Origin of the sequence: Agrobacterium tumefaciens str. B6 (genome assembly GCF_001541315.1) — a bacterium.
Taxonomy (GTDB): Bacteria; Pseudomonadota; Alphaproteobacteria; order Rhizobiales; family Rhizobiaceae; genus Agrobacterium; species Agrobacterium radiobacter.
Window position 1 is genome coordinate 611132 of record NZ_LMVK01000001.1, and the last position, 23841, is coordinate 634972.

Consider the following 23841-nt stretch of genomic DNA (forward strand, 5'->3'; position numbering starts at 1 on the left):
CTTGATTGTTCCATTATTTGGAACTAGATTTTACTAAATGGAATTATTCTCTTGGCGTCACGCTTATGTCAAGACAGATGACGGTGGGTGTTGCCATGGCCGATAATAAAAAGCCCAATGGGCAAAAGCCTGATGCGGTTCCGATGGTGCAACGGAAAACCGGGAGTGACACGGGCACGCTCGGCAAGGCCGTCTCGCTGCTGGAGTTGATCGCCTTTGCCGACAAGCCGATGCGCTTTACCGATGTGGTCGAAGCCTGCGGCCAGCCGCGCGGCTCGGTTCACCGCCAGCTCGCCCATCTCATCGCCGAGGGCCTTATCGATCACGCTGCCGATCAGACCTATGCCGTGGGGCTGAGACTGCTGCAACTGGCAGCGAAAGCCTGGAGCGGCAATGACCTGCGCAGCGTCGCGGCCCCGCATCTGGCAGCGTTGCAGGAGGTGACGCAGGAGTCCGTGCATCTCGCCGTGTTGAACGGCAGGCAGGTGACCTATCTCGACAAGATGGAGGGGCAGCACACATTGCGCATGCATTCGCAGGTCGGCAAAACCTCACCGGTCTATTGCACGGGGGTTGGCAAGGCGGCGCTGTCGCTGCTCGCCGGTGATGAACTGGCGGCGCTGACTGCGGAACTCGATTTTCATCGCTTCACGGAAAACACGATCACGACGACGGACGCGCTGATGGCTGACGTGGCGACCATTCGCGACAATGGCTACGGTTTCGACCTTCAGGAGCACGAGATCGGGATTCATTGCGTTGCCGCACCGGTCCAGGCGCCCGGGCGCAATTTTCGCGCGGCGATTTCCGTCACCGGTCCGGCCTATCGTGTGGATGTGGACCAGCTTCGCAAATGGGCCCCTCTGGTGCGCGAGACTGCCGATAGAATTTCCGATGATCTTGCCTGCAGATTATCCCCGGTTGCGGATGGTTGAGGAAAAAACGGGGCGTTAGCCGGTGGATTTTCCCTTATGGAAAGCGCGGGGACGCGTCCATTCAGGTGCATTTGATATTATTTTCGACTATTCTGAATTAAGTTTTCAACTTTTGTTTGCATGAATCGTTTTGGTGAGTAACATCCGCAACAATTTCCGGGCAAAGGCGGGCCTTTGCGGCGGCATTTTCTCATTCTCGAAGAACAGCTTTGATGCAGAAAACAGAGACGGCCGCCGTTCAGTCGATTGGTGTTGATTGCGTTCGCGAGATCGCTGATCTCAACACGCAATTCGATATATTCCGGTTTCTGAAGCGGCTGACGGAGGCCTGGGAATTCAGGGCTTTCATGGTGCTCGACCTGTCCTCGGAAGTGGCGAGCGAACTGTCGCAATATACTGTTATCACCAGCTGGCCGGCAGAGCTTTTGCAGCGCTACGATGAAGAGGGCATGCTGCAGACCAGCCGGGTGATGGCGCAGTTGAAAAAATCGACCGTCCCCTTTTCCGTCTCGATGGATTTTCTGGTCAGAGGCGACGGAGAAATCGCCAAGAAAACCGTGATCAACCTTTTCGAACGTTTCGAGATGATCAATTCGGTGTGGTTTCCCGTTCATGACATCACCATGCGACGCGGCGCGGTCTCGTTTTCCGGCAACAAGACGGCTCTGCCCGCCAGCCGGCTTGCCGAGCTTTTCTACATTTCCAGCCATGTCTTTGCCCGGCTATCTGAAATACGAAGCCTCGATTTGAGGGTTCCCGAAACATTGAGCGAGCGGGAGATCGACTGTCTGAACTGGACCGCCGCCGGCAAGACCAGCGCTGAAATTGCTGAAATCATGATGCTGTCGGAACACACCATCAATCATTACCTGAACCGCGCAACGAAAAAACTCGACACGGTCAACCGCACCCAGGCTGTCGCCAAAGCGCTGCGGGTCGGCCTGATAAAATAGCGAAACCGTAATTTTATCATTGTGATAAAGCGCTTCCTAGGCGATCCTCCTTTCGAATCACCGGAAAGGAGAAATCGTTTGCCGGAACGGCATAGGGTAAAAGCAGGATTTTCTCCGACTATCGACTGCGCCGTGCTGATAGCCGCTGCCGAAAAAGGCTTTGCTGCCGATGAGGGCATAGAACTCGAACTTTTCCGAAAACAGTCCGCGCGCGCCGTGCTTGCGGCGCTTGGCGAGGATGGCGTTCATGTCGCGCATCTGCCCGCCCCGGTTCCCGTTGGTTCCGCTGTTGGCCTGGATGACCTGCCAGGCGATATTGTCGGCGTTTTCACACTTTCCCTTGGCGGATCGGCAACGACCGTTTCGCACGGATTTTACGACGAACTTTATCGCGAAGGACTGAAGCTGCCGGATCCGGCGGCTTTTGGGCGGGCCATGGCCCGTGTCTGCGCCGCACGCCGGGCGGCAGGTGGAACCCCGCCGGTCTTTGCGGTCGAGGATATTGTCTCCACGCCATTTTACACCCTGCGTTATCTGCTCGGAAGCTGCGGCGTGCTGCTCGGCCGGGACATGGAAATCGTCGAAGCCCTGCCGAAGGCGATGCCATCGCTGCTGGAAAGCGGCAAGGTCGATGCGCTCTGTACCGCCGAACCGGCGGGCAGCGCCGTGGGGCTGGGCGGCGGCGGCCGTATCGTCACCACGGGCGCGCTGATCTGGCACAATGCGCCGGAAAAGATACTGGCCGTGAAGACGCGCTGGGCAGAGGAAAACGCCGCCCTTCTGGAAGGGCTGCTGCGGGCGCTTTACCGCGCCGGCGAATGGTGCGCCAATGCCGCCAACATAGAGGAACTGGCCGGCATCCTCGCCGCGCCTCAATATCTGGATGAGAACGGTGAATTCCTGCTGCCAGCGCTGACGGGCTATATTTCCACCTCGCAGCGGGACATGCAGCGCTTTCAGGAGTTTTTCGTGACGAGCGCCAAGGCCGCCAATTTCCCTTGGCAGAGCCAGGCCCTGTGGTTCTTCAGCCAGATGTTGCGCTGGGGCGAGGTTTCCGCCGATTACCGGCTCGATGCCGCCGTGGTGGAGGCCGCCCGCAACGCCTACCGGCCGGATATTTTCCGCAAGGCCATGAAGCCGCTTTTCGTGCCGGTGCCGGGTGCCAATCTGAAACTCGAAGGCACGTTGCGCGAGCCTGTTCATGTCGGCGCGTCGCGCACGGGTCTGGTGCTCGGGCCCGACTGTTTTTTCGACGGCCATGTTTTCGATCCGGAAACGCTGGCGATGGACGACGAAATCTGAAACGGCAGCGTTAAATCGTCGCGAATGCCTGACTGGCGCGCTTTGGCATTGGCGAAGCGCTCCGGCTTGTCTATGGATGGCACGCAATACCCCGGTCGGACGATGTAGCGGAGCAGGAATATGGCAGAGGTCAGCAAGAGCCAGGTGGAGAAGGCGCTGGAAGCGGTGATCTATCCCGGCAGCGGTAAGAGCATCATCGCACTCGGCATGGTCTCGGAAATCTTCATCGCCGATGCGAAGGCCTATTTTTCGATCACAGTACCGGCCGACAAGGCTGCGGAGATGGAGCCGCTGCGGCTTTCCGCGGAACAGGCGGCCAAAGGCGTTGAGGGCATCGTCGGCGCCGTCGTCGCGCTGACGGCCGATCGCAAGCCCGGCCAGCAGCAACCGGCGCCGGCGCGCCCCGCTGCGGCACCCGGCCGGCCGGCCACACAGCCCGGCTCGTCAAAGGTGGGCGTACCAGGCGTGCGGGCCATCATCGCCGTGGCCTCGGGCAAGGGCGGGGTGGGCAAGTCCACCACCGCGGTCAATCTGGCGCTCGGTCTCCAGTCGCTCGGCCTCAAGGTCGGCATGCTCGATGCCGATATTTACGGCCCTTCGCTGCCGCGATTGCTGAAAATTTCCGGCCGTCCGCAGCAGCAGGAGGACCGCATCATCCTTCCCATGGAAAATTATGGACTGAAGGTCATGTCCATGGGCTTTCTGGTGGATGAGGAAGCGGCGATGATCTGGCGCGGGCCGATGGTGCAGTCCGCGCTGATGCAGATGCTGCGCGAAGTGGCCTGGGGCGAGTTGGATGTGCTGGTGCTGGACATGCCGCCCGGCACCGGCGATGCGCAGCTTACCATCGCCCAGCAGGTGCCGCTCGCCGGCGCGGTCATCGTCTCCACACCGCAGGATCTGGCGCTGATCGACGCTCGCAAGGGCATCACCATGTTCCGCAAGGTGGAGGTGCCGCTGCTCGGCGTCATCGAGAATATGAGCTATTTCATCGCGCCCGATACCGGCGCTCGTTACGATATTTTCGGCCATGGCGGCGCGAAGGCGGAAGCGGAAAGGATCGGCGTGCCCTTCCTCGGCGAAGTGCCGCTCACCATCTCCATCCGCGAAATGTCGGATGCCGGAACGCCTGTTGTCGCCGCCGAGCCCGATGGCCCGCAGGCCGCGATCTACCGCGATATCGCGCAAAAAGTCTGGGCGCGCATTGGTGCGAGCGAGCAAAAAGCCGCGCCGAGGATCGTTTTCGAATAATGCGCCAGTCGCGGACGCAAAGCGGGCAGGCATCTGCCCGCTTTGAATAATCCTTTTAAAACAGAAGATTAACCGAAAGTATCTGGTAGCATTTCCGGATTTGAACTCCAGAGATGCTTCGCCTGCAATGCTGTCGCGAAAAAATATTGCTTGATTGCATCTCGCTTTGGGCGCATACGCCTGCGCCGTTTGGCTCTTGGTCCATCGGGCTGGCGAGATTGTGAAATCCCGCCTGGTCCGGCGCTCCCTGAAGTGTCGTCCAAAGGTTTGCCGACGGCAAACAGGATATGTTAAGCAGCATTGCGGCAAGCCCGCGATGTGGAGCGGAGAAGCGGATTGATAAAAGCCTATCGCGCCAATTGCGAGGCGATCAGCCTGTCGGCAGTCGACGGCTCCGGACCGATTCCCGACGACATCGTCTGGATCGATCTCGTCAATCCAGACAGGGCGGAAGAGCAGCATGTGGAAAAGCTGCTGGGCGTGGAACTGCCGACGCGCGAAGACCTGAAAGATATCGAGCCTTCCAGTCGTCTCTATATGGAAGACGCCAATGTCTTCATGACTGCGTCTCTGGTGTGGAAGGCGGATTCGGATGATCCGCGCCTCACCGATGTCGCCTTCGTTCTGGTTGGCAAGCGTCTGGTGACAATCCGTTATGCCGAGCCGAAATCATTCCACCTTTTCATTGCCGCCATTACCCGCGCGCCGCACGAAATGCGCAGCGGCACGGCGCTGCTTTTGAAACTGCTCGAAACGATCGTCGACCGCACGGCGGAAATTCTTGAAAACTCGGTCGCCGGCATCGACAATCTCGCGGCCGACATTCTCGGCAGCCAGGCCCGTTCCAAACGCAAGGCGCCGCGCTATCTCGAAGACCGCCTGACCAATATCGCCGCCTATCACCGGCTGATCTCGAAGGTCCGCGTCAGCCTCGCATCGCTGGCGCGGCTGCAGACCTTCCTCTCCACCAGCGATCAGGCTCGCGAGGACAAGGGAGCGAGGGAACAGGGCAAGTCGATCGGGCGCGATATTCAGTCGCTGAACGAACATGCCTCCTTCGTTTCCGGCAATCTGACCTTCCTGCTTGACGCCTCGCTCGGCATCATCAACATCGAGCAGAACGGCATCATCAAGATATTCTCGATTGCCTCGGTGGTGTTTTTGCCGCCCACGCTGGTGGCCTCGGTTTACGGAATGAACTTTCAACTCATGCCGGAGTTGAACTGGACGTTCGGTTATCCCCTGGCGCTTGTTATCATGCTGATGTCCGCAATCATCCCGTTTCTCTTTTTTCGTTGGAAGGGCTGGCTCTGAGGAGCCAGGATCATCATGTCCCAGATCGTTGACAAGGACGTTGCCGAGAAACCGGATGCCGATGACGAGCACAAGAACAAGGGGCTTTACGCCGCGATCCTTGGTTCGATCGGCGTCGTCTATGGCGATATCGGCACCAGCCCGCTCTATGCCTTTCGCGAAGCCCTGCGGCCCATCGCCTATGACGGGGTGACTCAGGAAGAAGTCATCGGCCTGACATCACTGATGATCTGGTCTTTGACGATCATCGTCACCTTCAAATATATCACGCTGCTGCTGCGCGCCGACAATGACGGCGAAGGCGGCACGCTTTCGCTGCTGGCGCTGCTGATGAAGACGGCGGGCACCCATCGCGGCGTGCTCATCGTGCTCGGCCTCATCGGTGCTGCCCTGTTTCTCGGCGATGCGATGATCACCCCGGCACTATCGGTGCTTTCGGCGGTGGAAGGCCTGAAACTCGTCACGCCGGAGATGGACGAATTCATCATTCCGATTTCCGTCGGCATCCTCATTGGCCTCTTCGCCATTCAGTCTCACGGCACGGGCACGGTGGCGAAGTTCTTCGGGCCGATCACCGCGGTCTGGTTCATCGTCATGGGGCTTGCGGGCCTCATCCATATTGCCGACGATTTCAGCATTCTCTTTGCCTTCAACCCGTGGCATGCGGTCGAGTTTCTGGCGAATGAAGGTTTTTACGGCATCGTCGTGCTGGGCGCGGTCTTCCTGACGATAACAGGGGCGGAAGCGCTTTACGCCGATCTCGGCCATTTCGGTCGCCGTCCCATCCAGTGGGCGTGGTTCTGTCTGGTTTTCCCGGCATTGACGCTGAACTATCTCGGTCAGGGCGCGCTGGTGCTGAAAGACCCGGCGGCGATGTCCAATCCGTTCTATCTGATGTTCCCGCAATGGGCGATCCTGCCGGCCGTCATTCTGGCGACTGCCGCCACCATCATCGCCAGCCAGGCGGTCATAACAGGTGCGTTTTCGCTCGTGCGTCAGGCGATCCATCTCGGCTACCTGCCGCGCATGGAAATCCTCTTCACCTCGGAAACCAATACGGGGCAGATCTACCTGCCCGCCGTCAACACCATCCTGCTGTTCGGCGTCGTCGCGCTGGTGCTCACCTTCAAGAGTTCGGATGCGCTGGCCACCGCCTACGGTATTTCCGTCACCGGCGCGATGGTCGTCACCAGCCTGATGTTCTTCGAATTCGTGCGCAAGCGCTGGCAATGGTCGGTCTGGCTGGCAATCGCCGTGCTGGCCCCGCTTCTGGCGCTGGAACTGATCTTCCTCGGCGCGAACCTGCTCAAGATTCACGATGGTGGCTACGTGCCGGTGCTCTTGGCAATTGCCTTCCCCGTCATCATGACCACCTGGCAGCGCGGCTCGAAAATCCTCTCCGCCAAGACCCGCCGCGGTGATGTGCCGTTGAAGGCTTTCGTCGCTTCGGTGGAAAAGGAAAGCGCCCATGCGCCGGTGCGTGTGCCCGGCACCGCGATTTTCTTGACCGGCGATCCGGAGGCCGCGCCGGCGGCACTGCTGCACAATCTCAAGCATAACCACGTTCTGCACGACAAGAACGTCATCCTGACGATCCGCACCGAAGACCAGCCGCGCGTTCACCCCGAGGATCGTTATACGCTGACGAAACTGAGTGATCGTTTTGCCGTGGTCGAACTGCATTTCGGCTTCATGGAAACGCAGAACGTCACCCAGGCACTCGGCTATCTGCGCCGTACCGGCTACAAGTTCGACATCATGTCCACTTCGTTTTATCTCGGCCGTCGCAAGCTGGTGCCGGATCCGAAATCGGGCATGCCGGGCTGGCAGAACCGCCTGTTCATCGCGCTTGCCGAAACGGCCGCCGATCCCTCGGACTACTTCCGCTTGCCCGCCAACCGCGTGGTGGAACTCGGCTCGCACGTCGTCGTCTGACGACGGGAGCATGCCTCTCGGCAATCTGAGAGGCTCCTTCCTTCCGTCATTCCGGCTCAAGACCGGAATGACGGCGGTGGGGATGCCGTGCATGAAGCTGTGTCCGATACTATGGAATCTAAAGCAGCGCGACGCGCATTAGAATATGTTCACACATTAACGTGAAACCGCGTCCGTCACCGGCGTTAACCAAGCATCAAGGTTAATAAGAGATTCTCGAACACCTGTAGCAAATATGGTTGTCGGTGTTCGGAGTGCTGGTTTTGCGTTCGAAAAGAGTAATGCGTCGTCGGTCCCCCGTGTCCCTTCAGGGGTGGGCGTCAAAATGGACCTCGCCCGTCGTCTTCGGCCTTGCCGCCTGGCTCGTTTTTCCATCCCTCGCCGCCCGTGCCGATCTGGCCTCGCTTCTGGCCGGGCTGGACAAGGGCGGGGAGCAATGGCGCATGGTGCTGACGGCATCTCCGGCAGGCTCCGTTCACAATGCCTCGCTGACTTTCGACGATGCCGCAGGGGAGGCCGCATTGCATGGCGGCGGCATGACCCTGCCCAATGGCAGCAAGGTCGCCTTTGTCACCAACAAGAAGGGTGAGGCAACGACGCCGGACAGCGAGCGCGTCAACCGCGCCGCCAAGAAGGGCCGCATCGTCGCAACCGAAATCATGCAGCCGCCCAAGGCCTTCACCGCCGGTTCCGTCCTGCAGCGCACCAGCATGCTGGATATCGAGCCGCTGAAGCGCAAGGACCGCACGGCTTTCGTCAAGCCGAAGCGCGGCAAGGACGTGGAACTCGCCTCCTTCTATTTCCGCCGTGAGGAAAAGAAGGCGGACAAAAGCGTCTCGCCGATGCTGGCCGAACTCATCACCAACAGGACGCCGGATATTCTCGCCACGGCTTACGCGCCGGCCGAGCCGGATTTCGCCCGCGAGTCGCCCTTCGACGCCATTCTCAAAAAGCCCGAGGCCGGTCGTTTCGTGCCGCAGATCAGCCAGGACGATCACGCCTGGGCAGCCACCCCGCTGCCGGCCGCCGTGTTTTCCGCAGCCGAACAGCAATGCCTGGCTTCAGGCATCTATTTCGAGGCGCGCGGAGAATCGGTGAAGGGACAGGCGGCCGTGGCACAGGTCATCCTCAACCGCGTGCGCAACCCCGCTTATCCGAAAACCATCTGCGGCGTCGTTTATCAGAACAAGGACTGGCGCAACCGCTGCCAGTTTTCTTTCGCCTGCGACAATATCAAGGACCGGGTGAACTCCGAACGCCACTGGAAGATGGCGCGTGAAGTGGCCATGGCCACCACCGCCGGCAAAATCTGGTTGAACGAAGTGGGCTCCGCTACCCATTATCACGCCGTTTATGTGCGTCCCGCCTGGGGCAAGTCCATGAAGAAGGTCGGCAGGATCGGCCTGCACGTCTTTTACCGTACCTATGGTGGCGGCTGGAGCTGATACCACCGCCGATTTGTCGCATTTTGCGTGTCAAAAATGCCGATTCCCTGGGGAAACATCGCCGCTAAACCGCGATTTGATGTCAAGCTGTTGTTTTTGCATGATTAATTTGTGCCAAAACAACCGCTCGCAGTGCCTTGACTAGAGAAGCCCCTAAAACTATGTTGCGCGCGACTTCAGAGCGGGCTGGAACAGGCTTAATCCGTCACCGTTTACAACTCCAAAGGGTTCTGGCATGGCTGGAACGGAGAAAATGGGTGGGATTTTAAGATGACTGGCAACCGTGACGATAGTCTGGACGAGCGCCGCAAGCGCCTTGCCGAAGAGCTGGCAAAGGTGAAGGCGGAGGATGAGGCGGAAGTGAGGGCGGAGACCAACGCTGCGGAAAACCGGAAAGGTTTTGCGATGGCGGTTAAGCTCTCATCGGAGTTCATTTCGGCCATCGTGGTCGGCGCTATGCTGGGTTATCTTCTGGACTATTTTGTCGGCACGACGCCGTGGGGGATGATCGTTCTTCTTCTTCTCGGTTTCTGCGCAGGCGTATTGAATGTGTTGCGCTCGACCGGCGCGGTGGCCAAGCCGCCGCTGCTGGAAAAGGCGGACAGACAGGACGAGGGTGGAAAAGACGGCGTTTAAGCTGTTTTTTCTTGCAGTTGAGATGCCGCGACAGGCGGCGACAGGTAAAGAGGGCAGCCGGTGGCAAACGATCCGACCCATCAGTTCTTGGTGCAGCCGATCATTCCGATCGAAATTGGCGGCGTCGATTTTTCCTTCACCAATGCGTCGCTTTTCATGGTCGCGACCGTGGCTGCCGCTTCCGGTTTCCTTTATTTCGCAACGTCGAACCGCGGTCTGATCCCGACCCGCATGCAGTCCGTTGCTGAAATGTCCTACGAGTTCATCGCCTCCATGCTGCGCGAAGGCGCCGGCAAGAAGGGCATGGTGTTCTTCCCATTCGTGTTCTCGCTGTTCATGTTCGTGCTGACGGCAAACCTGCTTGGCATGTTCCCGTATTTCTTCACGGTCACCAGCCAGATCATCGTCACCTTCGCGCTTGCCTGCCTCGTCATCGGCACGGTCATCGTTTACGGTTTCTACAAGCACGGCCTGCACTTCTTCGGCATTTTCGCCCCCTCGGGCGTGCCGAAGGCGCTTTTGCCGCTTGTCGCGTCAATTGAAATGATTTCGTTCCTGTCGCGCCCGATCAGCCTTTCCGTTCGTCTTTTCGCGAACATGCTGGCCGGCCACATCACGCTCAAGGTTTTCGCAGGCTTCGTTGCCTCCATGGGCGCGCTCGGCGCGCTCGGCATCGGTGGCGCAGTTCTGCCTCTCATCATGACGGTCGCCATGACCGCTCTCGAATTTCTCGTTGCCTTCCTGCAGGCTTACGTCTTCGCGGTACTGACTTGCATGTACCTGAACGACGCCGTGCATGGTGGTCACTGAGAAGTAAAGTCGCTGGCCCCGGCAACGGGCGTCAAAAACAGCCGCAACAACCAATATCTCAAGGAGTCTCACATGGAAGCGGAAGCAGCAAAGTACATCGGCGCAGGTCTCGCATGCCTCGGCATGGCTGGTACGTCCCTCGCACTCGGCCGTATCTTCGGTGATTACCTGTCCGGCGCACTGCGCAACCCCTCTGCTGCCGACAGCCAGTTCGGCCGTCTGGTATTCGGCTTTGCCGTTACGGAAGCTCTGGGCATCTTCTCGCTGCTCGTTGCTCTCCTTCTCCTGTTCGCTGTTTAATATCAGCATCAGGTCTGGATCACGGCCCGCAACATAGCGTGCCGTGATCCTTCGCATTTGCAGTCCCCCTGGAGGTGAGCATGTTCGTGACCGAGGCTTATGCCCAGTCAGCACCGACCGTAGGTGAAACGCATACGGAAACTCCGGCTGTCGGCCAGCCGCAACCGGAAGCCACGCACACGGAAACCGGTGTGGCGCACGGCGCTGAACACGGTGCTTCCGGCGTATTCCCGCCGTTCGACCAGTCTACTTATGCATCGCAGGTTCTCTGGCTGGCGATTACGTTCGGCCTTTTCTACCTGCTCATGCAGAAGGTCATCGTTCCGCGCGTCGGCGGCATTCTCGAAAACCGTCATGGACGCATCGCACAGGATCTCGATGAAGCGGCACGCCTGAAAAGCGAAGCCGACGCTGCCGTCGAAACCTATGAAAAAGAACTCGCGGCAGCCCGCGCCAAGGCAAGCTCTATCGGCGCCGCGGCACGTGACTCCGCTAAAGCGAAGGCCGATGCCGACCGCGCCGCCATCGAGGCCGGACTTGCTGAAAAGCTTGCCGCCGCCGAAAAGCGCATCGCTGGTATCAAGGAACAGGCTTTCGCCGATGTCGGCGCCATTGCTGAGGAAACCGCGACCGCGATCGTTGACCAGCTGGTCGGCACTAAGGTCAAGGATACCGACGTCAAGGCCGCCATTGCAGCCGCTTCGACTGTGAAGGGAGCCTGATATGGCGTTTGATGCATCATTTTTCGCTCTCGTCGGTCTTGTTCTCTTTTTCGTCCTGATCGCCTATCTCAAGGTTCCGGGCATGCTCTCCAAGTCTCTGGACGAGCGCGCGCAGAACATTCAGGACGAGCTGGCCGAAGCCAAGCGCCTGCGCGAAGAGGCCCAGCACCTGCTGGCCGAATATCAGCGCAAGCGCAAGGAAGCCGAAGCTGAAGCCGCCGGCATCGTTGCTGCCGCCGAGCGTGAAGCCGCAGCGCTCACCGAAGAAGCCAAGCAGAAGACGGAAGAATTCGTCGCCCGCCGCACGGCCCTTTCGGAACAGAAGATCAAGCAGGCCGAAGAAGACGCCATCGGCGCCGTCCGCGCCGCCGCAGTCGATATCGCCATTGCCGCTTCCGAGAAGCTGCTGGCCGAAAAGACCACGGCTGCCACTAAGGCCAAGCTTTTCACCGCCACGATTGGCGAAGTGAAGTCCAAGCTGAACTGAGATTTATCTCGGACTGATAAGAACCCCTCCGGCGAGAGCTGCGAGGGGTTTTTTGTTGTCAAATCCGGTTGGAGTTATAGCGCCAAAGGTGGGTGATCGACCCGCTTTGGCCAAAGTCTTCTTAATGGTGGATATCGGATTGCTCTTCCGCTTTGCACCAACAGCGGACATGCTGTGCATTTTCTGACGCAACCAACTTATCGTCGGGAAGGCTTATTCGATAGCGAGGCACAGAAGCGCCATGCTGGTGTGGTCCGATAGGACGCCCGGTCACCTGCTTGACATATTCCAATTCCGGTGCGAATTTTTACCTATGGGGTAGCGATCGCCCCATGAGGCCACGGCCGAAGAATCGCGTCCTTTGAACCCGAAAAAAACGGAGGGACGCGCGATGCCGTCATTTCTTGAAATCACACCCGAAAAGCTCAATCGCATTATCGGCACGCCCAACGCGCCGACGATTATCGACGTCCGCACTGACGAGGACTTTGCTGCTGATCCCCGCCTCATACCGGGAGCGATTCGGCGCGATTACCGCCAGGTGATGGACTGGGCCGAAGGGCTTACCGGGCCATTGGTCGTCCTCTGTCAGAAAGGCCAGAAGCTCGGTCACGGTGTTGCCGCTCACCTTCGTGCGGTTGGCAGTGCCGCCGAGGTTCTCGAAGGCGGCTTCGAAGCCTGGCGTGCGTCGAAAGCGGCCCTGGTCCCCGACGATAGGCTGCCGCCCCGCGACAGCCGTGGCCGGACGGTCTGGGTAACCCGCTCGCGTCCGAAAATCGACCGCATCGCCTGCCCGTGGCTGATCCGGCGCTTCGTCGATCCTTCGGCGGTCTTCCTGTTTGTAGCGGCGGCGGAAGTATCAGCGGTCGCCGATCGCTTCAACGCCACGCCCTTCGACATTGAAGAGGTCTACTGGAGCCACCGTGGCGAGCTTTGCACCTTCGACGTCATGGTCGAGGAATTCGGCCTTGCGACGGAACCCATGCTCCGCCTCGCGACAATCGTCCGGGGAGCAGATACGTCCAGACCCGAACTCGCCCCCGAAGTGCCGGGACTGCTTGCCGCTTCACTCGGCTTATCCCGGATGTTCAACGACGACCTTGAACAACTCGCGGCCGGCATGACGCTCTACGATGCGTTTTACAGATGGTGCCGTGATGCAACCGAGGAGACCCACAACTGGCCCAACCCGAGGAAGGTATGAGACCATGACCGACCTTGCAAAGACCAGTGTCCGCCTGGATGCGGGCGAAGACGGCATCGTTCCGCTTTCCGAAGCCGTGAAGGTATGGGCGCGCGTGGCAGCGCTCAGCTTCGGCGGCCCAGCAGGCCAGATAGCAGTGATGCACCGCATCGTCGTTGACGAGAAGCGCTGGGTGGGTGAGCACCGTTTCCTGCATGCCCTCAACTACTGCATGCTGCTGCCGGGGCCGGAGGCTCACCAGCTTGCCATCTATATCGGCTGGCTGCTGAACAAGACCAGGGGCGGCATGATCGCCGGCCTGCTGTTCGTCCTGCCGGGGTTTCTATCCATCCTGGCGCTCAGTTACATCTACGTTATCTTCGGCGACGTCACCGCGATCGAGGGCATGTTCTTCGGGCTGAAATGCGCGGTCCTCGCCGTTGTCGTTCAGGCGGTCTTTCGGATCGGCAGCAGGGCGCTGAAAAACAATGTGATGGTCGCCATGGCGGCCGCCGCCTTCGTCGCGATCTTCTTCCTTCACGTGCCCTTTCCACTGATCATCCTCGCGGCCGCAATCATCGGCTGCTTCGGGGGGCGGACAGGGCTTCACGCTTTCAAGGCAAACGGCGGACACAAGTCGGGATCGGGCAAGATACTCGAAGACAGGGATTCCATCCTCGGCGAGGACATTCCCCTTCACGCCAGGCCCAACCTTGCCTGGTCGCTCAAAACCTCTGGCACTCTTGCAGCGCTCTGGCTCATTCCCGTCGCGACGCTGATCCTGGTGCTCGGTTGGGACAATGTGTTCTCGAAGATGGGTCTGTTCTTTAGCCAGATGGCCGTCGTCACCTTCGGCGGCGCCTATGCCGTGCTCGCCTACGTCGCTCAGGCTGCGGTGGAAAACTATGGATGGCTTCGTCCGGGAGAAATGCTTGATGGTCTCGGTATGGCCGAGACGACGCCCGGTCCTCTCATTATGGTAACGCAGTTCGTCGGCTTTCTCGCGGGCTATCGCGATCCGGGGGCGTTGTCGCCGCTGGCGGCGGCAACTCTCGGAGCGATCCTGACGACCTGGGTAACTTTCCTGCCGAGTTTCCTTTGGATATTCGCTGGTGCGCCCTTCATCGAGAAGATGCGCGGTAACGCGGCGCTTGGCGGGGCGATGTCGGCCATCACTGCGGCCGTCGTCGGGGTGATCCTCAACCTGGCGGTCTGGTTTGGACTTCACGTGCTGTTCGAGGAAGTCCGACCCGTGGCCCTCGGCCCGCTGGCATTGGATGTCCCAGTCTTCTCATCACTCCTGCTGCCGTCGCTCGCCCTGACATTGCTCGCGGCATTCGCCATTTTCCGGCTCAAGCTGTCCGTGATAGTCACGCTGGCCCTGTCTGCAGCGCTTGGGATTGCCTGGCGGTCGATAGTTTGAAACCCGGGGTCCGCTTTGGCCTATCGCGGAAGTGATTGCCGGACCTTCATTCACGATCAGTCCCGCTTCAGCGGCCGAAAGCTCATCCTGTGCAACGGGCAGGGGCCGTGGCTTTCGATGGCGCGCAGGTGGGCGGGCGTACCGTAGCCGGCATGGCCTTCGAAGCCGTAGGATGTGTGCACCACACCGGCGCGTTCCATCATCCGGTCGCGCGTCACCTTGGCGATGATCGAGGCTGCGGCGATGGAGAGGGAGCGGGAATCGCCCTTGATGACGGCCTTGGCCTCGCAGGTAATACCCGGCGGCCGGTCGCGGCCGTCGGCCAGCACGAGGGCGGGGGAAACTTCGAGGCCGAGAATGGCGCGGCGCATGGCGTCCAGGCTGGCGCGCAGGATATTCATGCTGTCGATCAGGCCGGGGCCGGAGGAGGCGACGGATACGATCGAGGTTTCCATGATCTGTACGAACAGGCTTTCCCGCTTCTGCTTGGTCAGCTTCTTGGAATCGTCCATCCCCTTGGGAATATTGTCCGGATCCAGAATGACGGCTGCCGCAACCACGGGTCCGGCCAAAGGCCCCCGGCCTGCCTCATCCGTGCCGGCGACGGGCCAGAGGCCCTTCTTTTTCGCTTCCAGCTCGAAGGAGAAGTCAGGGCCGGTTTCGGCAAGATCAAAAAGGGCAGGAGAATCGGGTGTGGCCGTGCGTTTCATGCGGCGAAACTGGCACACACACCCGATCTCCTGCAAGCCCCCGGAAGCGTGCGATGACAGGCATGGTGAGCCGGGGTCAAGGGGCGTGGCTCACCGTGCCCCGAAGGTCATCATGACCTTTGATCCTCCAACGGGGCGGCGGAGGAAAAACGATCGCACGCGAGGCGGCGGCTCCGGGGGCGATGTCCGGCGGGCCAGGGAAAACCCGTCGGGCATTTCGTCGAGAGCAACAAGATGAGAAGGTTGCTCCTTATCGTTTTGAATTCCGTTTAATATAGGCTCACAGAGCCTCCGATTGTTGGCGAGTTATCCTTCATGCTCGACGTCATCCTCGGGCTTGACCCGAGGATCCACTATCGCGCTCGGTTTATATCCTCGGGTCAAGCCCGAGGATGACGTCGAGTTCAGTTCGGGCATCCATCACCTCAGTCACTTTCAGCGTTTACTTCTCAAAGCAGCGACAATTGCACGCCTGCACCGCCCGGCGGCACGAAGAGATCGTCACGCAGGTGGATGCCGCGGCGGATGAGGTCAAGCCGCTTCGTGGCCATCTCGAAACGCCTGCCGATCTGCCAGGCATAGGGGCCGGCGCCCTTCATGCGTTTTCCGAATTCCGCGTCATAATCCTTGCCGTCACGCATGGAGCGCACCAGCGACATGACATGGCGGTAACGGTCCGGATAGTTGCGCAGCAGCCAGTCGCGGAACAGCGGGCTCACCTCCAGCGGCAGGCGCAAAAGCACATAAGATGCTTCGGTGGCGCCGGCGGCCTTGCCGGCCTCGAGAATGCGCTCGATTTCATGATCGTTGAGTGCCGGAATGACAGGCGCCATCATCACGGCCACGGGAATGCCCGCCTCGGTCAGCGCCTTCACCGCGTCCAGCCGCTTCTCCGGCGTGGCGGCGCGCGGCTCCATGTTGCGCGCGAGCTTGCGGTCCAGCGTCGTCACGGAAATGCCGACCTTGGCGAGCCCCTTTTTGGCCATGGGCGCCAGAATGTCGATATCCCGCTTGATCAACGCCGATTTGGTGACGATGGCGACGGGATGATCGGCCTTGGCCAGCACTTCCAGTATCTGCCGCATGATGCGCCATTCGCGCTCAATCGGCTGATAAGGGTCGGTATTGGTGCCAATGGCGATCACCCTTGGCTTGTAGCCCGGTTTCGCCAGTTCCCTTTCCAGCAGCTTTGCCGCATCCGGCTTGGCGAAGAGCTTCGATTCGAAATCCAGACCGGCCGAAAGTCCCATATAGCTGTGTGTCGGCCTTGCGAAACAATAGATGCAGCCATGTTCGCAGCCGCGATAGGGATTGATGGAGCGGTCGAACGGGATGTCGGGCGATTCATTGCGGGTGATGATGCTGCGTGGCTTCTCCACCTGCACCTCGGTGCGGAACTCCGGCATGTCCTCGAGCGTCTGCCAGCCATCGTCGAAAACCTCGTGCTGCAAGGTCTCGAAACGTCCATCCGGATTGAGCCCGGCGCCACGGCCGCGACGGCGGTCGATCTCGATGCGCAGGCCAGATGCATCGGCCAGCGCATTGGCAATGTCAGGCATATGGCTCGGCTGGAAGGCAGCCTGCCCCGAAAGCGTATGGTTTCTCATCTGGATGCTCCCAGGACGTCGCACGCCTTTCGAGGCACGCTCAACGCCCTAAACCGTTTCCGTCCGGACGGGCTTTTATCGCCTTCCGAATGATTAAATTCCTACATCAGGGATGAGAACATTACAAGAACAAAATTCCAGATTCAGCTCGCGCATCAGACAGGGGCGTGACCGCGATATGCCTGACCACGTCCGACGACCGCGTGTTGGTCGGCATAAGCAGCCACGGATTTTACCGCGATCAGCACAGTGGCAATTTATTGTGCGATGCGTTAGAGCTATGCAGATGTTGACAGTCATAATGGAATGCCGGGATCACGAACCGGAGCTTGCGCATACGCTGTCTGCGCTTGTCACCGGGGCCGTGGAAGGGCTTGTGAGTGATGTTGTGATTCTTGATCACGGTTCGCGCGATGGGTCGTCGCGCGTCGCCGATGCCGCCGGTTGCCGTTTTTATGGGCAATGGGACATCGAGGATGTCGTGAAGTCCGCGCGCGGCGGCTGGCTGCTTCTGATCGAGCCTGGTGCGCGCCCGCAGGCGGGCTGGATCGACGAGATTCTCGAATATGTGGCGATCTGCGCACAGCCGGCCCGCTTCTCGCCCTCGCGCTATCACCGGCGCAATGTCTTCAGCCGCGTGCTGCGCCGTATTCCGCCATTGGAACACGGGTATCTTCTGCCGAAGAAGCATGCCGTGTCGATTGCGAAATCGGGCATGAGCCTGACGCAATTTGTCGGCGCGCAGAAACCGCGCCGGCTGAATGCGGAAATAGTACCCGCCTGGGCGCTGCGGGCTTCGGCTTAACGGGCGCGTCTTACCCGGCCAGAACCTTGCCGGGATTCATGATGCCGGCGGGGTCGAAAGCATGCTTGATGCGCCGCATCAGGTCCATTTCGATGCCGGGGCGAATGGCGGCCAGTTCATCGCGCTTCAATTGCCCGATGCCGTGTTCGGCCGAAATGGAACCGCCGAGCGACAGCACGATGCCATGCACGACCTCGTTCATATCCCGCCAGCGGCCGAGGAATTCGGCCTTGTCGGCACCGACAGGCTGGGAAATATTGTAATGGATATTGCCGTCACCCAGATGGCCGAAGGCGCAGACACGCGCGCCCGGGATGGCAGCGAGAACCGCCTTTTCCGCCGTCGCCATGAATTCCGGTATTTTTGAAACCGGAACGGAAACATCGTGCTTGATCGACCCGCCTTCGGGCTTCTGCGCATCCGACATGCTCTCGCGCATGTGCCAGAGCGCCTGTCGCTGCGCCTCCGATGCGGCGATCACGGCGTCCTGAACCAGCCCGGCCTCAAAACCGCGCTCCAGCAGCGATTGCATCATCGTATCAGCCGTTTCCGCCGAATCGGAGGTGGAGATATCGATGAGCGCGTACCAGTCGTGCGGTTGCTCCAGGGGATCGCGCACGCCGGGAATATGTCTCGCGGTGAATTCGACGCCGATTCGCGGCATGAGTTCGAAGCCGGTCAGCGCCGTGCCGCAGAGGTTGGAGGCCATTTCAAACAGCTTCAGTGCATCTTCGGTGGAGGTCAGTCCCGCAAAGGCCACCTGATGGCCGAGCGGCTTCGGGAAGAGCTTCAGCACCGCGCCGGTGATGACGCCAAGCGTGCCTTCCGAGCCGATGAAGAGATCACGCAGATCGTAACCGGTGTTGTCCTTCTTCAGCCGGCGCAGCCCGTTCCAGATTTCGCCTGTCGGCAGCACCACTTCGAGCCCGAGGCACAGCTGGCGCATATTGCCATAGGCCAGAACCGCCGTGCCGCCGGCATTGGTGGCGAGATTGCCGCCGATGCGGCAGGACCCTTGAGAGCCGAGCGACAGCGGGAACATGCGCTCCACCGTGTCGGCGGCCTTGTGGATGTCGTCGAGAATGCAGCCGGCATCGGCGACGATGATATTGGCGACCGGATCGATATCGCGGATGCGGTTCAAGCGTTCCAGCGACAGGATGATGTCGGCGCCATCAGTGCGCGGCGTCTGGCCGCCCACAAGGCCGGTATTGCCGGTCTGCGGCACGATGGCAGCGCCGGTCTCGCTGGCGAGCGTCAGGATGGCCGAGACTTCTTCGACCGAACCGGGCTTGAGCAGCAGCGGTGAGGCGCCGCGATAAAGCCCGCGATTTTCCACCAGCCGCGGCGCCATTTCCGCCGGGTCACGCACCGCGTTCTTTTCGCCGACAATGGCGGCAAAGCGGTCAAGGATGTCGGAGGAGGGGATGGCGGTGGTCGTCATGGGCGGCATCTCGCTGTCTTTTGAAACATGGGCGAAAGGGTGGGGTGCCGTCAGCCTCGCGGCGCGGCGGCGCGGGAAAGGCGGTCGTTGATCGCCTCTCCGAGGCCATGGGTGGGAATGGCGGTGATGGCGATGGTGTCCGCACCGCTCGCATCGGCGGCTTTCAGATAATCGAACAGATTGGCGGCGGCCTCGGCAAGATCGCCGATGGGGCTAAGGTCGAGAACGGTGCGCGCGGCCTCTTCGCCTGATATGGCGATGCCGCCGAAGCGGATCAGCGCTTCGCCCGGCAGAACCGTTGTGGCGCCGAGACGCACGGCAGCACCCGGTGCATAATGCGAGGCCAGCATTCCCGGCGCCTCAATGGCGGCGGAAGCTTTTTTCGGACGTTCGAGGCTTTTGCCCGCAACACGTTCTATGTCCTCGGTGACGATGCCGCCGGGACGAAGCAGCCGCACCCGGCCGTCCTCTTCCACCTTGACGATGGTGGATTCCACACCGACGGAGGCCGCCCCGCCATCGAGAATGAGATTGATCTTTTGGCCGAGATCCGCCTCCACATGGGCGGCACTTGTCGGGCTGATCTTGCCGGAACTATTGGCGCTGGGGGCGGCGAGCGGCCTGCCGAAGCGGCGGATCAGATCACCGGCAAAACCCTGGGGCACACGAATGCCGACGGTATCGAGCCCGGCTGTCGCCAGCGAATGAATGTCGCTTTCCTGTTTGAGCGGCAGCACCAGCGTCAGCGGGCCGGGCCAGAAGGCCTCTGCGAGCTTCAGCGATATGGGATCGAAGACGGCGTAACGTTCGGCCATGGCGATATCGGCCATGTGGCAGATCAGAGGGTTGAACTGCGGCCGGCCCTTCGTCTCGTAAATGCGGGTAATCGCCGCCGGGTTGGTGGCGTCGGCGGCAAGGCCGTAGACCGTTTCCGTCGGCAGGGCGATGGGTTGGCCGGCGGCAAGCTCGGTTGCTGCTGCCTGCAGGGCTGTTTCCCGCTCGTTGTCTATATTGATATGACGCGCCATGATGCTGCCTTTCAGGGCGGTCAATAGCGTATTTCAGGGCGGAGTGGGAAGCGCTAATGCATGTCGCCCGAAAGTGGTCCGCGGTTTCGGGATAACGACTTGCATAAAACAAATAAAGATAAAGCGCCGGGGCGCTCTATCGCTTCTATATCGCCTTGATGACCTTGCGCATCTCCTCGGACCGCGCGCCGAGCATGAGCACATTTTTCAGCGCCACGCGCGGATCATGGGTCTGGAACAGCAAGCCGCCGCGATGGATGGAGGTGTCGACGGCGATTTCCTGATCCGGAAGCGCGTTGATGGCGACGGCGAAATACATCCGTGAATAGCGCGCATCGATATTTTCGAAGAAGTTCCCGGCCCCGCTCAGCTCGGCGAAGAAATTCGCGAAATAGAACGACCAGAGCACATGGCGCTCGGCATCGAAGCTCGTTTTCGCCGCCGTGACGTGACAATAGCCGAGATGCGGCCGGTCATTGAGCAGATGGTGAAAAACCATCTTCGGGAAACGGATGGACTGGTGAAAGGCGTTGAGACGGTTGTGGGTGGCATCGGCGGCGGCTTCCAGCTTTCGCCCGGTCAGCGCAGCCACTTCATCATGACTGTAATAGACGCGTTCCCTCGGCAACCAGCGCTCTTCATAACGGCTGATGCGCCCTGTCCGCAGGAAATCCGAATGCGCGGTCTTCGATCTTATCGGTGTGACCGAATGCCTGCTCGCATCGAAATAGCGTATGCGTGTCGCCTTCTCCACCGGAAGCGCCCTCGTTGCTGTCGATCCGGCAAGATAGTTTAGGGCGCGTTAATACTCCGTTGCGTCGCGCCTCCCGTTTTTTAACGGGTGGGGAGTAAAGCGCGCGACATCATGCGTCATATTGCGACGTGATTTCCGACATTGAATAGCTGTCGGATTTCCCAGCGGAATGGGCTGCGACGGCGAATTGCGCATGTCGCAATTTGTCGCCAATGCGGAAGCCGATGTCGCTGTTTGTGCTGCCGCAAATGACCGCCGGTGTTTAGATGAGTACATGCTTCCGCAACCCCGCAAATGGTGTCGGGCAGGGCGGTTTGATCGAGGATTTGGCCATGGAATTGCGTGATACCGTATTGCGCCAGCTGAAAAACCGCCGCGAAGGCTTCAGCCTGGAACAGCCCTTCTACACGGACCCGGATTATTTCAAGCTGGATATGGAAACGATCTGGTATCGCGACTGGCTGTTTGTCGGCCATGATTGCGAAGTGCAGAAGTCCGGCAGCTATTTCACCGTTCAGGTCGGCGCCTATTCCGTCGTCATCGTTCGCGGTCGCGATGGGCAGATCCGCGCCTTCCACAATTCCTGTCGCCACCGCGGCTCCCGCGTCTGCACCACGCAGAAGGGCCAGTCGGCGCGCCTTGTCTGTCCTTACCACCAGTGGACCTACGATCTCGACGGCAAGCTGCTCTTCGCACGTCACATGGGCGAAGAGTTCGACAAGGGCGATTTCGGCCTGAAGCCTGTTGCCTGCGAAACCGTCGCCGGTTACGTCTTCATCTGCCTTGCCGATCAGCCGGCGGATTTCGAGCCCATGCGCAAGGAAGTCGAGAGCTACATGGCTCCGCACCGCATCTGGGAAGCGAAGGTCGCGCATGAAAGCACGATCATCGAAAAGGGCAACTGGAAGCTCGTCTGGGAAAACAACCGCGAGTGCTACCATTGCGCCGCCAACCACCCGGAACTCTGCCGCACCTATCCCGAAAACCCGAGCGTGACGGGAACGGATGGCGGTGCCAGCGACCCCGAAATCGGCGGCCACTGGGCGCGCTGCGAGGCCGCCGGCCTGCCGAGCCGCTTCAAGATCGACCCGAAGGGCCAGTTCCGCGTCGCCCGCATGCCGCTGATTGGTGAAGCGGAAAGCTACACCATGTCTGGCAAGCGCGCCGTGCGCCGACCGCTTTCGGAGGATGTCAGCATCAGCCATATCGGCGCGCTGCTCCTGTTCCATTACCCGACGACCTGGAATCATTTCCTCGGCGACCACACCATTTCCTTCCGCGTGCTGCCGCTCAGCGCCACGGAAACCATGGTCACCACCAAATGGCTGGTGCACAAGGATGCGGTTGAAGGCGTGGACTACGATCTTGAAGATCTCACCCACGTCTGGAACGAGACCAATGACCAGGCCCGCCGCATCGTCGAGGAAAATGCCTTCGGCTTTCGCTCGCCCGCCTATGAGCCCGGCCCCTATTCCATGGAGGATGAGGGCGGCGTGATGCAGTTCGTCAACTGGTATTCCGATTTCATGGTCGACCGGCTCTCCGGCGATAAGGCCCGGCTCTCTGCTGTAGCGTGATGCGAAGATGAATATGGTTGTGACCTACAAGCACATAGACGAGATGAAGCCGTGGAGCGACAAGCTCCAGCTGCTGGAATGCATTTCAGTGACGCCCGAGACCTCGGACGTCATGACGTTTCTGTTCCGCTCGGAGGACCAGAACTGGTTCCGTTATCTGCCGGGCCAGTTCGTCACGCTGGAATTGCCCGTGGGTGCGGAGCCGCTCTACCGCACCTACACCTTGTCCTCCAGCCCGTCGCGACCCTACGCGCTGTCGGTCACGGTCAAAGCGCAGGCCAACAGCATCGGCACGCGCTGGATGTTCGACAATCTGAAGCCCGGCATGAAAATCCGGGCGCTCGGGCCGCTCGGCGACTTTTCCTACGTCAAGCATCCCGGCGACAAATATCTCTTCATTTCGGCAGGCTCCGGCGTCACGCCGATGATGTCGATGGTGCGCGACATGAGTGACCGCGCGCCGCAGAGCGACATTGCCTTCGTCAATTGTTCGCGCACACCCGGCGATATCGTCTTCCGTCACGAACTGGAATATCTCGCCCGTTTCATGCCGAACCTCTCGCTCGGCTTCATTGTCGAGAAATGCGGTCGCACCGACCTGTGGTCTGGCCTGAAAGGCATGGTCGACAAGGCCAAGATCGCGCTTCTGGCGCCAGATTTCATGGAGCGCACCGTCTTCTGTTGCGGGCCGGAGCCGTTCATGGCCGCCGTCCGCTCGATGCTCGACGCATCCGGCTTCGATATGAGTCGCTACCATCAGGAAAGCTTCGCGCCGGCTGCCCCGGTCACCGTTGGTGAAAACGTCCTCACCGGTGCGGATGGCGAGGCACTGTCGATGGTGGGTTTCACCCTTTCCGGCAAGGAAATGCCCTGCCAGCCCGGCCAGACGGTTCTGATGACGGCGCGTGCCGCCGGCGTCCGTATCGGCGCTGCCTGCGAATCCGGCATCTGCGGCACCTGCCGGGTGCTGAAGCTTTCGGGTGAGGTGGAGATGAACCACAATGGCGGCATTCTCGATGAGGAAATCGAGGAAGGCTATATTCTTGCCTGCTGCTCGCGGCCTCTGACTGACGTGAAGGTGGAAGCCTGACACGAGCAGGCGTTTCATCTCATTCGTCTTTCACCGGATAGTTGTCTGGAACCAAATTTCTCTAAACTCGTTTGCACGTCATCGAATTCTTTTCGGGCATAAAGGGGGCTGTCCCATATCTCCGACAAGA

22 protein-coding genes are annotated in these 23841 nt (G+C 60.1%); 17 read left to right on the forward strand and 5 right to left on the reverse strand.

From position 1 onward, the window contains the following. Positions 1–65: 65 nt before the first annotated feature. From ASB65_RS02955 to chrA, 14 genes are all read left to right on the forward strand, one after another. A complete protein-coding gene (locus tag ASB65_RS02955) occupies positions 66–935 on the forward strand; it encodes an IclR family transcriptional regulator (protein ID WP_060722967.1) in 870 nt (289 codons plus the stop codon). Between the two features lie 212 nt (positions 936–1147). Further along, complete coding sequence (locus tag ASB65_RS02960) at positions 1148–1888, forward strand: helix-turn-helix transcriptional regulator (RefSeq protein ID WP_060722968.1); 741 nt, start codon at positions 1148–1150, stop codon at positions 1886–1888. Between the two features lie 78 nt (positions 1889–1966). After that, positions 1967–3190, forward strand: coding sequence for an ABC transporter substrate-binding protein (locus ASB65_RS02965; protein WP_060722969.1), 1224 nt, complete (start codon positions 1967–1969; stop codon positions 3188–3190). Positions 3191–3310: 120 nt separating this feature from the next. Then, positions 3311–4441: an Mrp/NBP35 family ATP-binding protein gene (locus ASB65_RS02970; protein WP_060722970.1), complete on the forward strand. Its 1131-nt coding sequence runs from the start codon at positions 3311–3313 to the stop codon at positions 4439–4441. 336 nt (positions 4442–4777) lie between these two features. Further along, positions 4778–5755, forward strand: coding sequence for a magnesium transporter CorA family protein (locus ASB65_RS02975; RefSeq protein WP_060722971.1), 978 nt, complete (start codon positions 4778–4780; stop codon positions 5753–5755). 15 nt (positions 5756–5770) lie between these two features. After that, on the forward strand, positions 5771–7690 hold the full coding sequence (locus tag ASB65_RS02980; RefSeq protein WP_060722972.1) for a potassium transporter Kup: 1920 nt from the start codon (positions 5771–5773) through the stop codon (positions 7688–7690). 281 nt (positions 7691–7971) lie between these two features. Continuing rightward, positions 7972–9135 carry a cell wall hydrolase gene (locus tag ASB65_RS02985; protein WP_003503123.1) on the forward strand — a complete coding sequence of 388 codons (1164 nt, stop codon included), beginning with the start codon at positions 7972–7974 and terminating at the stop codon, positions 9133–9135. A gap of 270 nt (positions 9136–9405) precedes the next feature. Beyond that, complete coding sequence (locus tag ASB65_RS02990) at positions 9406–9771, forward strand: AtpZ/AtpI family protein (protein ID WP_003503122.1); 366 nt, start codon at positions 9406–9408, stop codon at positions 9769–9771. Between the two features lie 60 nt (positions 9772–9831). Continuing rightward, the gene (locus ASB65_RS02995) at positions 9832–10581 is read left to right on the forward strand and encodes a F0F1 ATP synthase subunit A (RefSeq protein WP_003503121.1); all 750 of its coding nucleotides are present in this window, start codon (positions 9832–9834) and stop codon (positions 10579–10581) included. Positions 10582–10653: 72 nt separating this feature from the next. After that, the gene (locus tag ASB65_RS03000; protein WP_003494147.1) at positions 10654–10881 is read left to right on the forward strand and encodes a F0F1 ATP synthase subunit C; all 228 of its coding nucleotides are present in this window, start codon (positions 10654–10656) and stop codon (positions 10879–10881) included. An 80-nt stretch (positions 10882–10961) separates the two neighbouring features. Continuing rightward, positions 10962–11603: a F0F1 ATP synthase subunit B gene (locus ASB65_RS03005; RefSeq protein WP_003503119.1), complete on the forward strand. Its 642-nt coding sequence runs from the start codon at positions 10962–10964 to the stop codon at positions 11601–11603. Between the two features lies 1 nt (position 11604). Next, positions 11605–12090, forward strand: a complete 486-nt coding sequence (locus ASB65_RS03010) for a F0F1 ATP synthase subunit B (RefSeq protein WP_020010562.1) — start codon at positions 11605–11607, stop codon at positions 12088–12090. Positions 12091–12481: 391 nt separating this feature from the next. Further along, on the forward strand, positions 12482–13294 hold the full coding sequence (locus ASB65_RS03015; protein WP_060722973.1) for a chromate resistance protein ChrB domain-containing protein: 813 nt from the start codon (positions 12482–12484) through the stop codon (positions 13292–13294). Between the two features lie 4 nt (positions 13295–13298). Then, positions 13299–14696, forward strand: a complete 1398-nt coding sequence (gene chrA / locus ASB65_RS03020; protein WP_060722974.1) for a chromate efflux transporter — start codon at positions 13299–13301, stop codon at positions 14694–14696. A gap of 56 nt (positions 14697–14752) precedes the next feature. On the opposite strand, the gene ASB65_RS03025 is transcribed toward chrA, so the two are convergent. Both ASB65_RS03025 and ASB65_RS03030 read right to left on the reverse strand, forming a co-directional pair. After that, a complete protein-coding gene (locus ASB65_RS03025; RefSeq protein ID WP_080868392.1) occupies positions 14753–15406 on the reverse strand; it encodes a ribonuclease HII in 654 nt (217 codons plus the stop codon). Positions 15407–15855: 449 nt separating this feature from the next. Next, the gene (locus ASB65_RS03030; protein WP_060722976.1) at positions 15856–17013 is read right to left on the reverse strand and encodes a PA0069 family radical SAM protein; all 1158 of its coding nucleotides are present in this window, start codon (positions 17011–17013) and stop codon (positions 15856–15858) included. A gap of 286 nt (positions 17014–17299) precedes the next feature. Between ASB65_RS03030 and ASB65_RS03035 the strand changes: the two genes are divergently transcribed. Beyond that, the gene (locus tag ASB65_RS03035; RefSeq protein WP_003503106.1) at positions 17300–17818 is read left to right on the forward strand and encodes a glycosyl transferase; all 519 of its coding nucleotides are present in this window, start codon (positions 17300–17302) and stop codon (positions 17816–17818) included. 10 nt (positions 17819–17828) lie between these two features. Here the strand turns inward: ASB65_RS03035 and ASB65_RS03040 are convergent, their stop codons facing one another. From ASB65_RS03040 to ASB65_RS03050, 3 genes are all read right to left on the reverse strand, one after another. After that, positions 17829–19262, reverse strand: a complete 1434-nt coding sequence (locus ASB65_RS03040; protein WP_060723035.1) for an FAD-binding oxidoreductase — start codon at positions 19260–19262, stop codon at positions 17829–17831. Positions 19263–19312: 50 nt separating this feature from the next. After that, positions 19313–20290 carry an L-threonylcarbamoyladenylate synthase gene (locus tag ASB65_RS03045; protein WP_060723034.1) on the reverse strand — a complete coding sequence of 326 codons (978 nt, stop codon included), beginning with the start codon at positions 20288–20290 and terminating at the stop codon, positions 19313–19315. Positions 20291–20435: 145 nt separating this feature from the next. Continuing rightward, a complete protein-coding gene (locus ASB65_RS03050) occupies positions 20436–21044 on the reverse strand; it encodes a DUF6656 family protein (protein WP_060722977.1) in 609 nt (202 codons plus the stop codon). A gap of 332 nt (positions 21045–21376) precedes the next feature. Here ASB65_RS03050 and ASB65_RS03055 point away from each other — a divergent pair, with 332 nt between their 5' ends. Beyond that, positions 21377–22621 (forward strand): aromatic ring-hydroxylating oxygenase subunit alpha, encoded by a 1245-nt coding sequence (locus ASB65_RS03055; protein ID WP_060723036.1) that lies wholly within the window; start codon positions 21377–21379, stop codon positions 22619–22621. A gap of 7 nt (positions 22622–22628) precedes the next feature. Then, positions 22629–23711 carry a hybrid-cluster NAD(P)-dependent oxidoreductase gene (locus ASB65_RS03060; protein ID WP_035212538.1) on the forward strand — a complete coding sequence of 361 codons (1083 nt, stop codon included), beginning with the start codon at positions 22629–22631 and terminating at the stop codon, positions 23709–23711. Positions 23712–23841: the final 130 nt, after the last annotated feature.

Coding starts and splice junctions, on each gene's coding strand:
- ASB65_RS03010 (WP_020010562.1), top strand. CDS start 11,605: ATGGCGTTTGATGCATCATTTTTCGCTCTCGTCGGTCTTGTTCTCTTT.
- ASB65_RS03040 (WP_060723035.1), bottom strand. CDS start 19,262: ATGACGACCACCGCCATCCCCTCCTCCGACATCCTTGACCGCTTTGCC.
- ASB65_RS03015 (WP_060722973.1), top strand. CDS start 12,482: ATGCCGTCATTTCTTGAAATCACACCCGAAAAGCTCAATCGCATTATC.
- ASB65_RS02960 (WP_060722968.1), top strand. CDS start 1,148: ATGCAGAAAACAGAGACGGCCGCCGTTCAGTCGATTGGTGTTGATTGC.
- ASB65_RS03030 (WP_060722976.1), bottom strand. CDS start 17,013: ATGAGAAACCATACGCTTTCGGGGCAGGCTGCCTTCCAGCCGAGCCAT.
- ASB65_RS03055 (WP_060723036.1), top strand. CDS start 21,377: ATGGAATTGCGTGATACCGTATTGCGCCAGCTGAAAAACCGCCGCGAA.
- ASB65_RS03035 (WP_003503106.1), top strand. CDS start 17,300: ATGTTGACAGTCATAATGGAATGCCGGGATCACGAACCGGAGCTTGCG.
- ASB65_RS03045 (WP_060723034.1), bottom strand. CDS start 20,290: ATGGCGCGTCATATCAATATAGACAACGAGCGGGAAACAGCCCTGCAG.
- ASB65_RS03060 (WP_035212538.1), top strand. CDS start 22,629: ATGAATATGGTTGTGACCTACAAGCACATAGACGAGATGAAGCCGTGG.
- ASB65_RS03005 (WP_003503119.1), top strand. CDS start 10,962: ATGTTCGTGACCGAGGCTTATGCCCAGTCAGCACCGACCGTAGGTGAA.
- ASB65_RS03025 (WP_080868392.1), bottom strand. CDS start 15,406: ATGAAACGCACGGCCACACCCGATTCTCCTGCCCTTTTTGATCTTGCC.
- ASB65_RS02980 (WP_060722972.1), top strand. CDS start 5,771: ATGTCCCAGATCGTTGACAAGGACGTTGCCGAGAAACCGGATGCCGAT.
- ASB65_RS02955 (WP_060722967.1), top strand. CDS start 66: ATGTCAAGACAGATGACGGTGGGTGTTGCCATGGCCGATAATAAAAAG.
- ASB65_RS02985 (WP_003503123.1), top strand. CDS start 7,972: ATGCGTCGTCGGTCCCCCGTGTCCCTTCAGGGGTGGGCGTCAAAATGG.
- chrA (WP_060722974.1), top strand. CDS start 13,299: ATGACCGACCTTGCAAAGACCAGTGTCCGCCTGGATGCGGGCGAAGAC.
- ASB65_RS03000 (WP_003494147.1), top strand. CDS start 10,654: ATGGAAGCGGAAGCAGCAAAGTACATCGGCGCAGGTCTCGCATGCCTC.
- ASB65_RS02970 (WP_060722970.1), top strand. CDS start 3,311: ATGGCAGAGGTCAGCAAGAGCCAGGTGGAGAAGGCGCTGGAAGCGGTG.
- ASB65_RS02990 (WP_003503122.1), top strand. CDS start 9,406: ATGACTGGCAACCGTGACGATAGTCTGGACGAGCGCCGCAAGCGCCTT.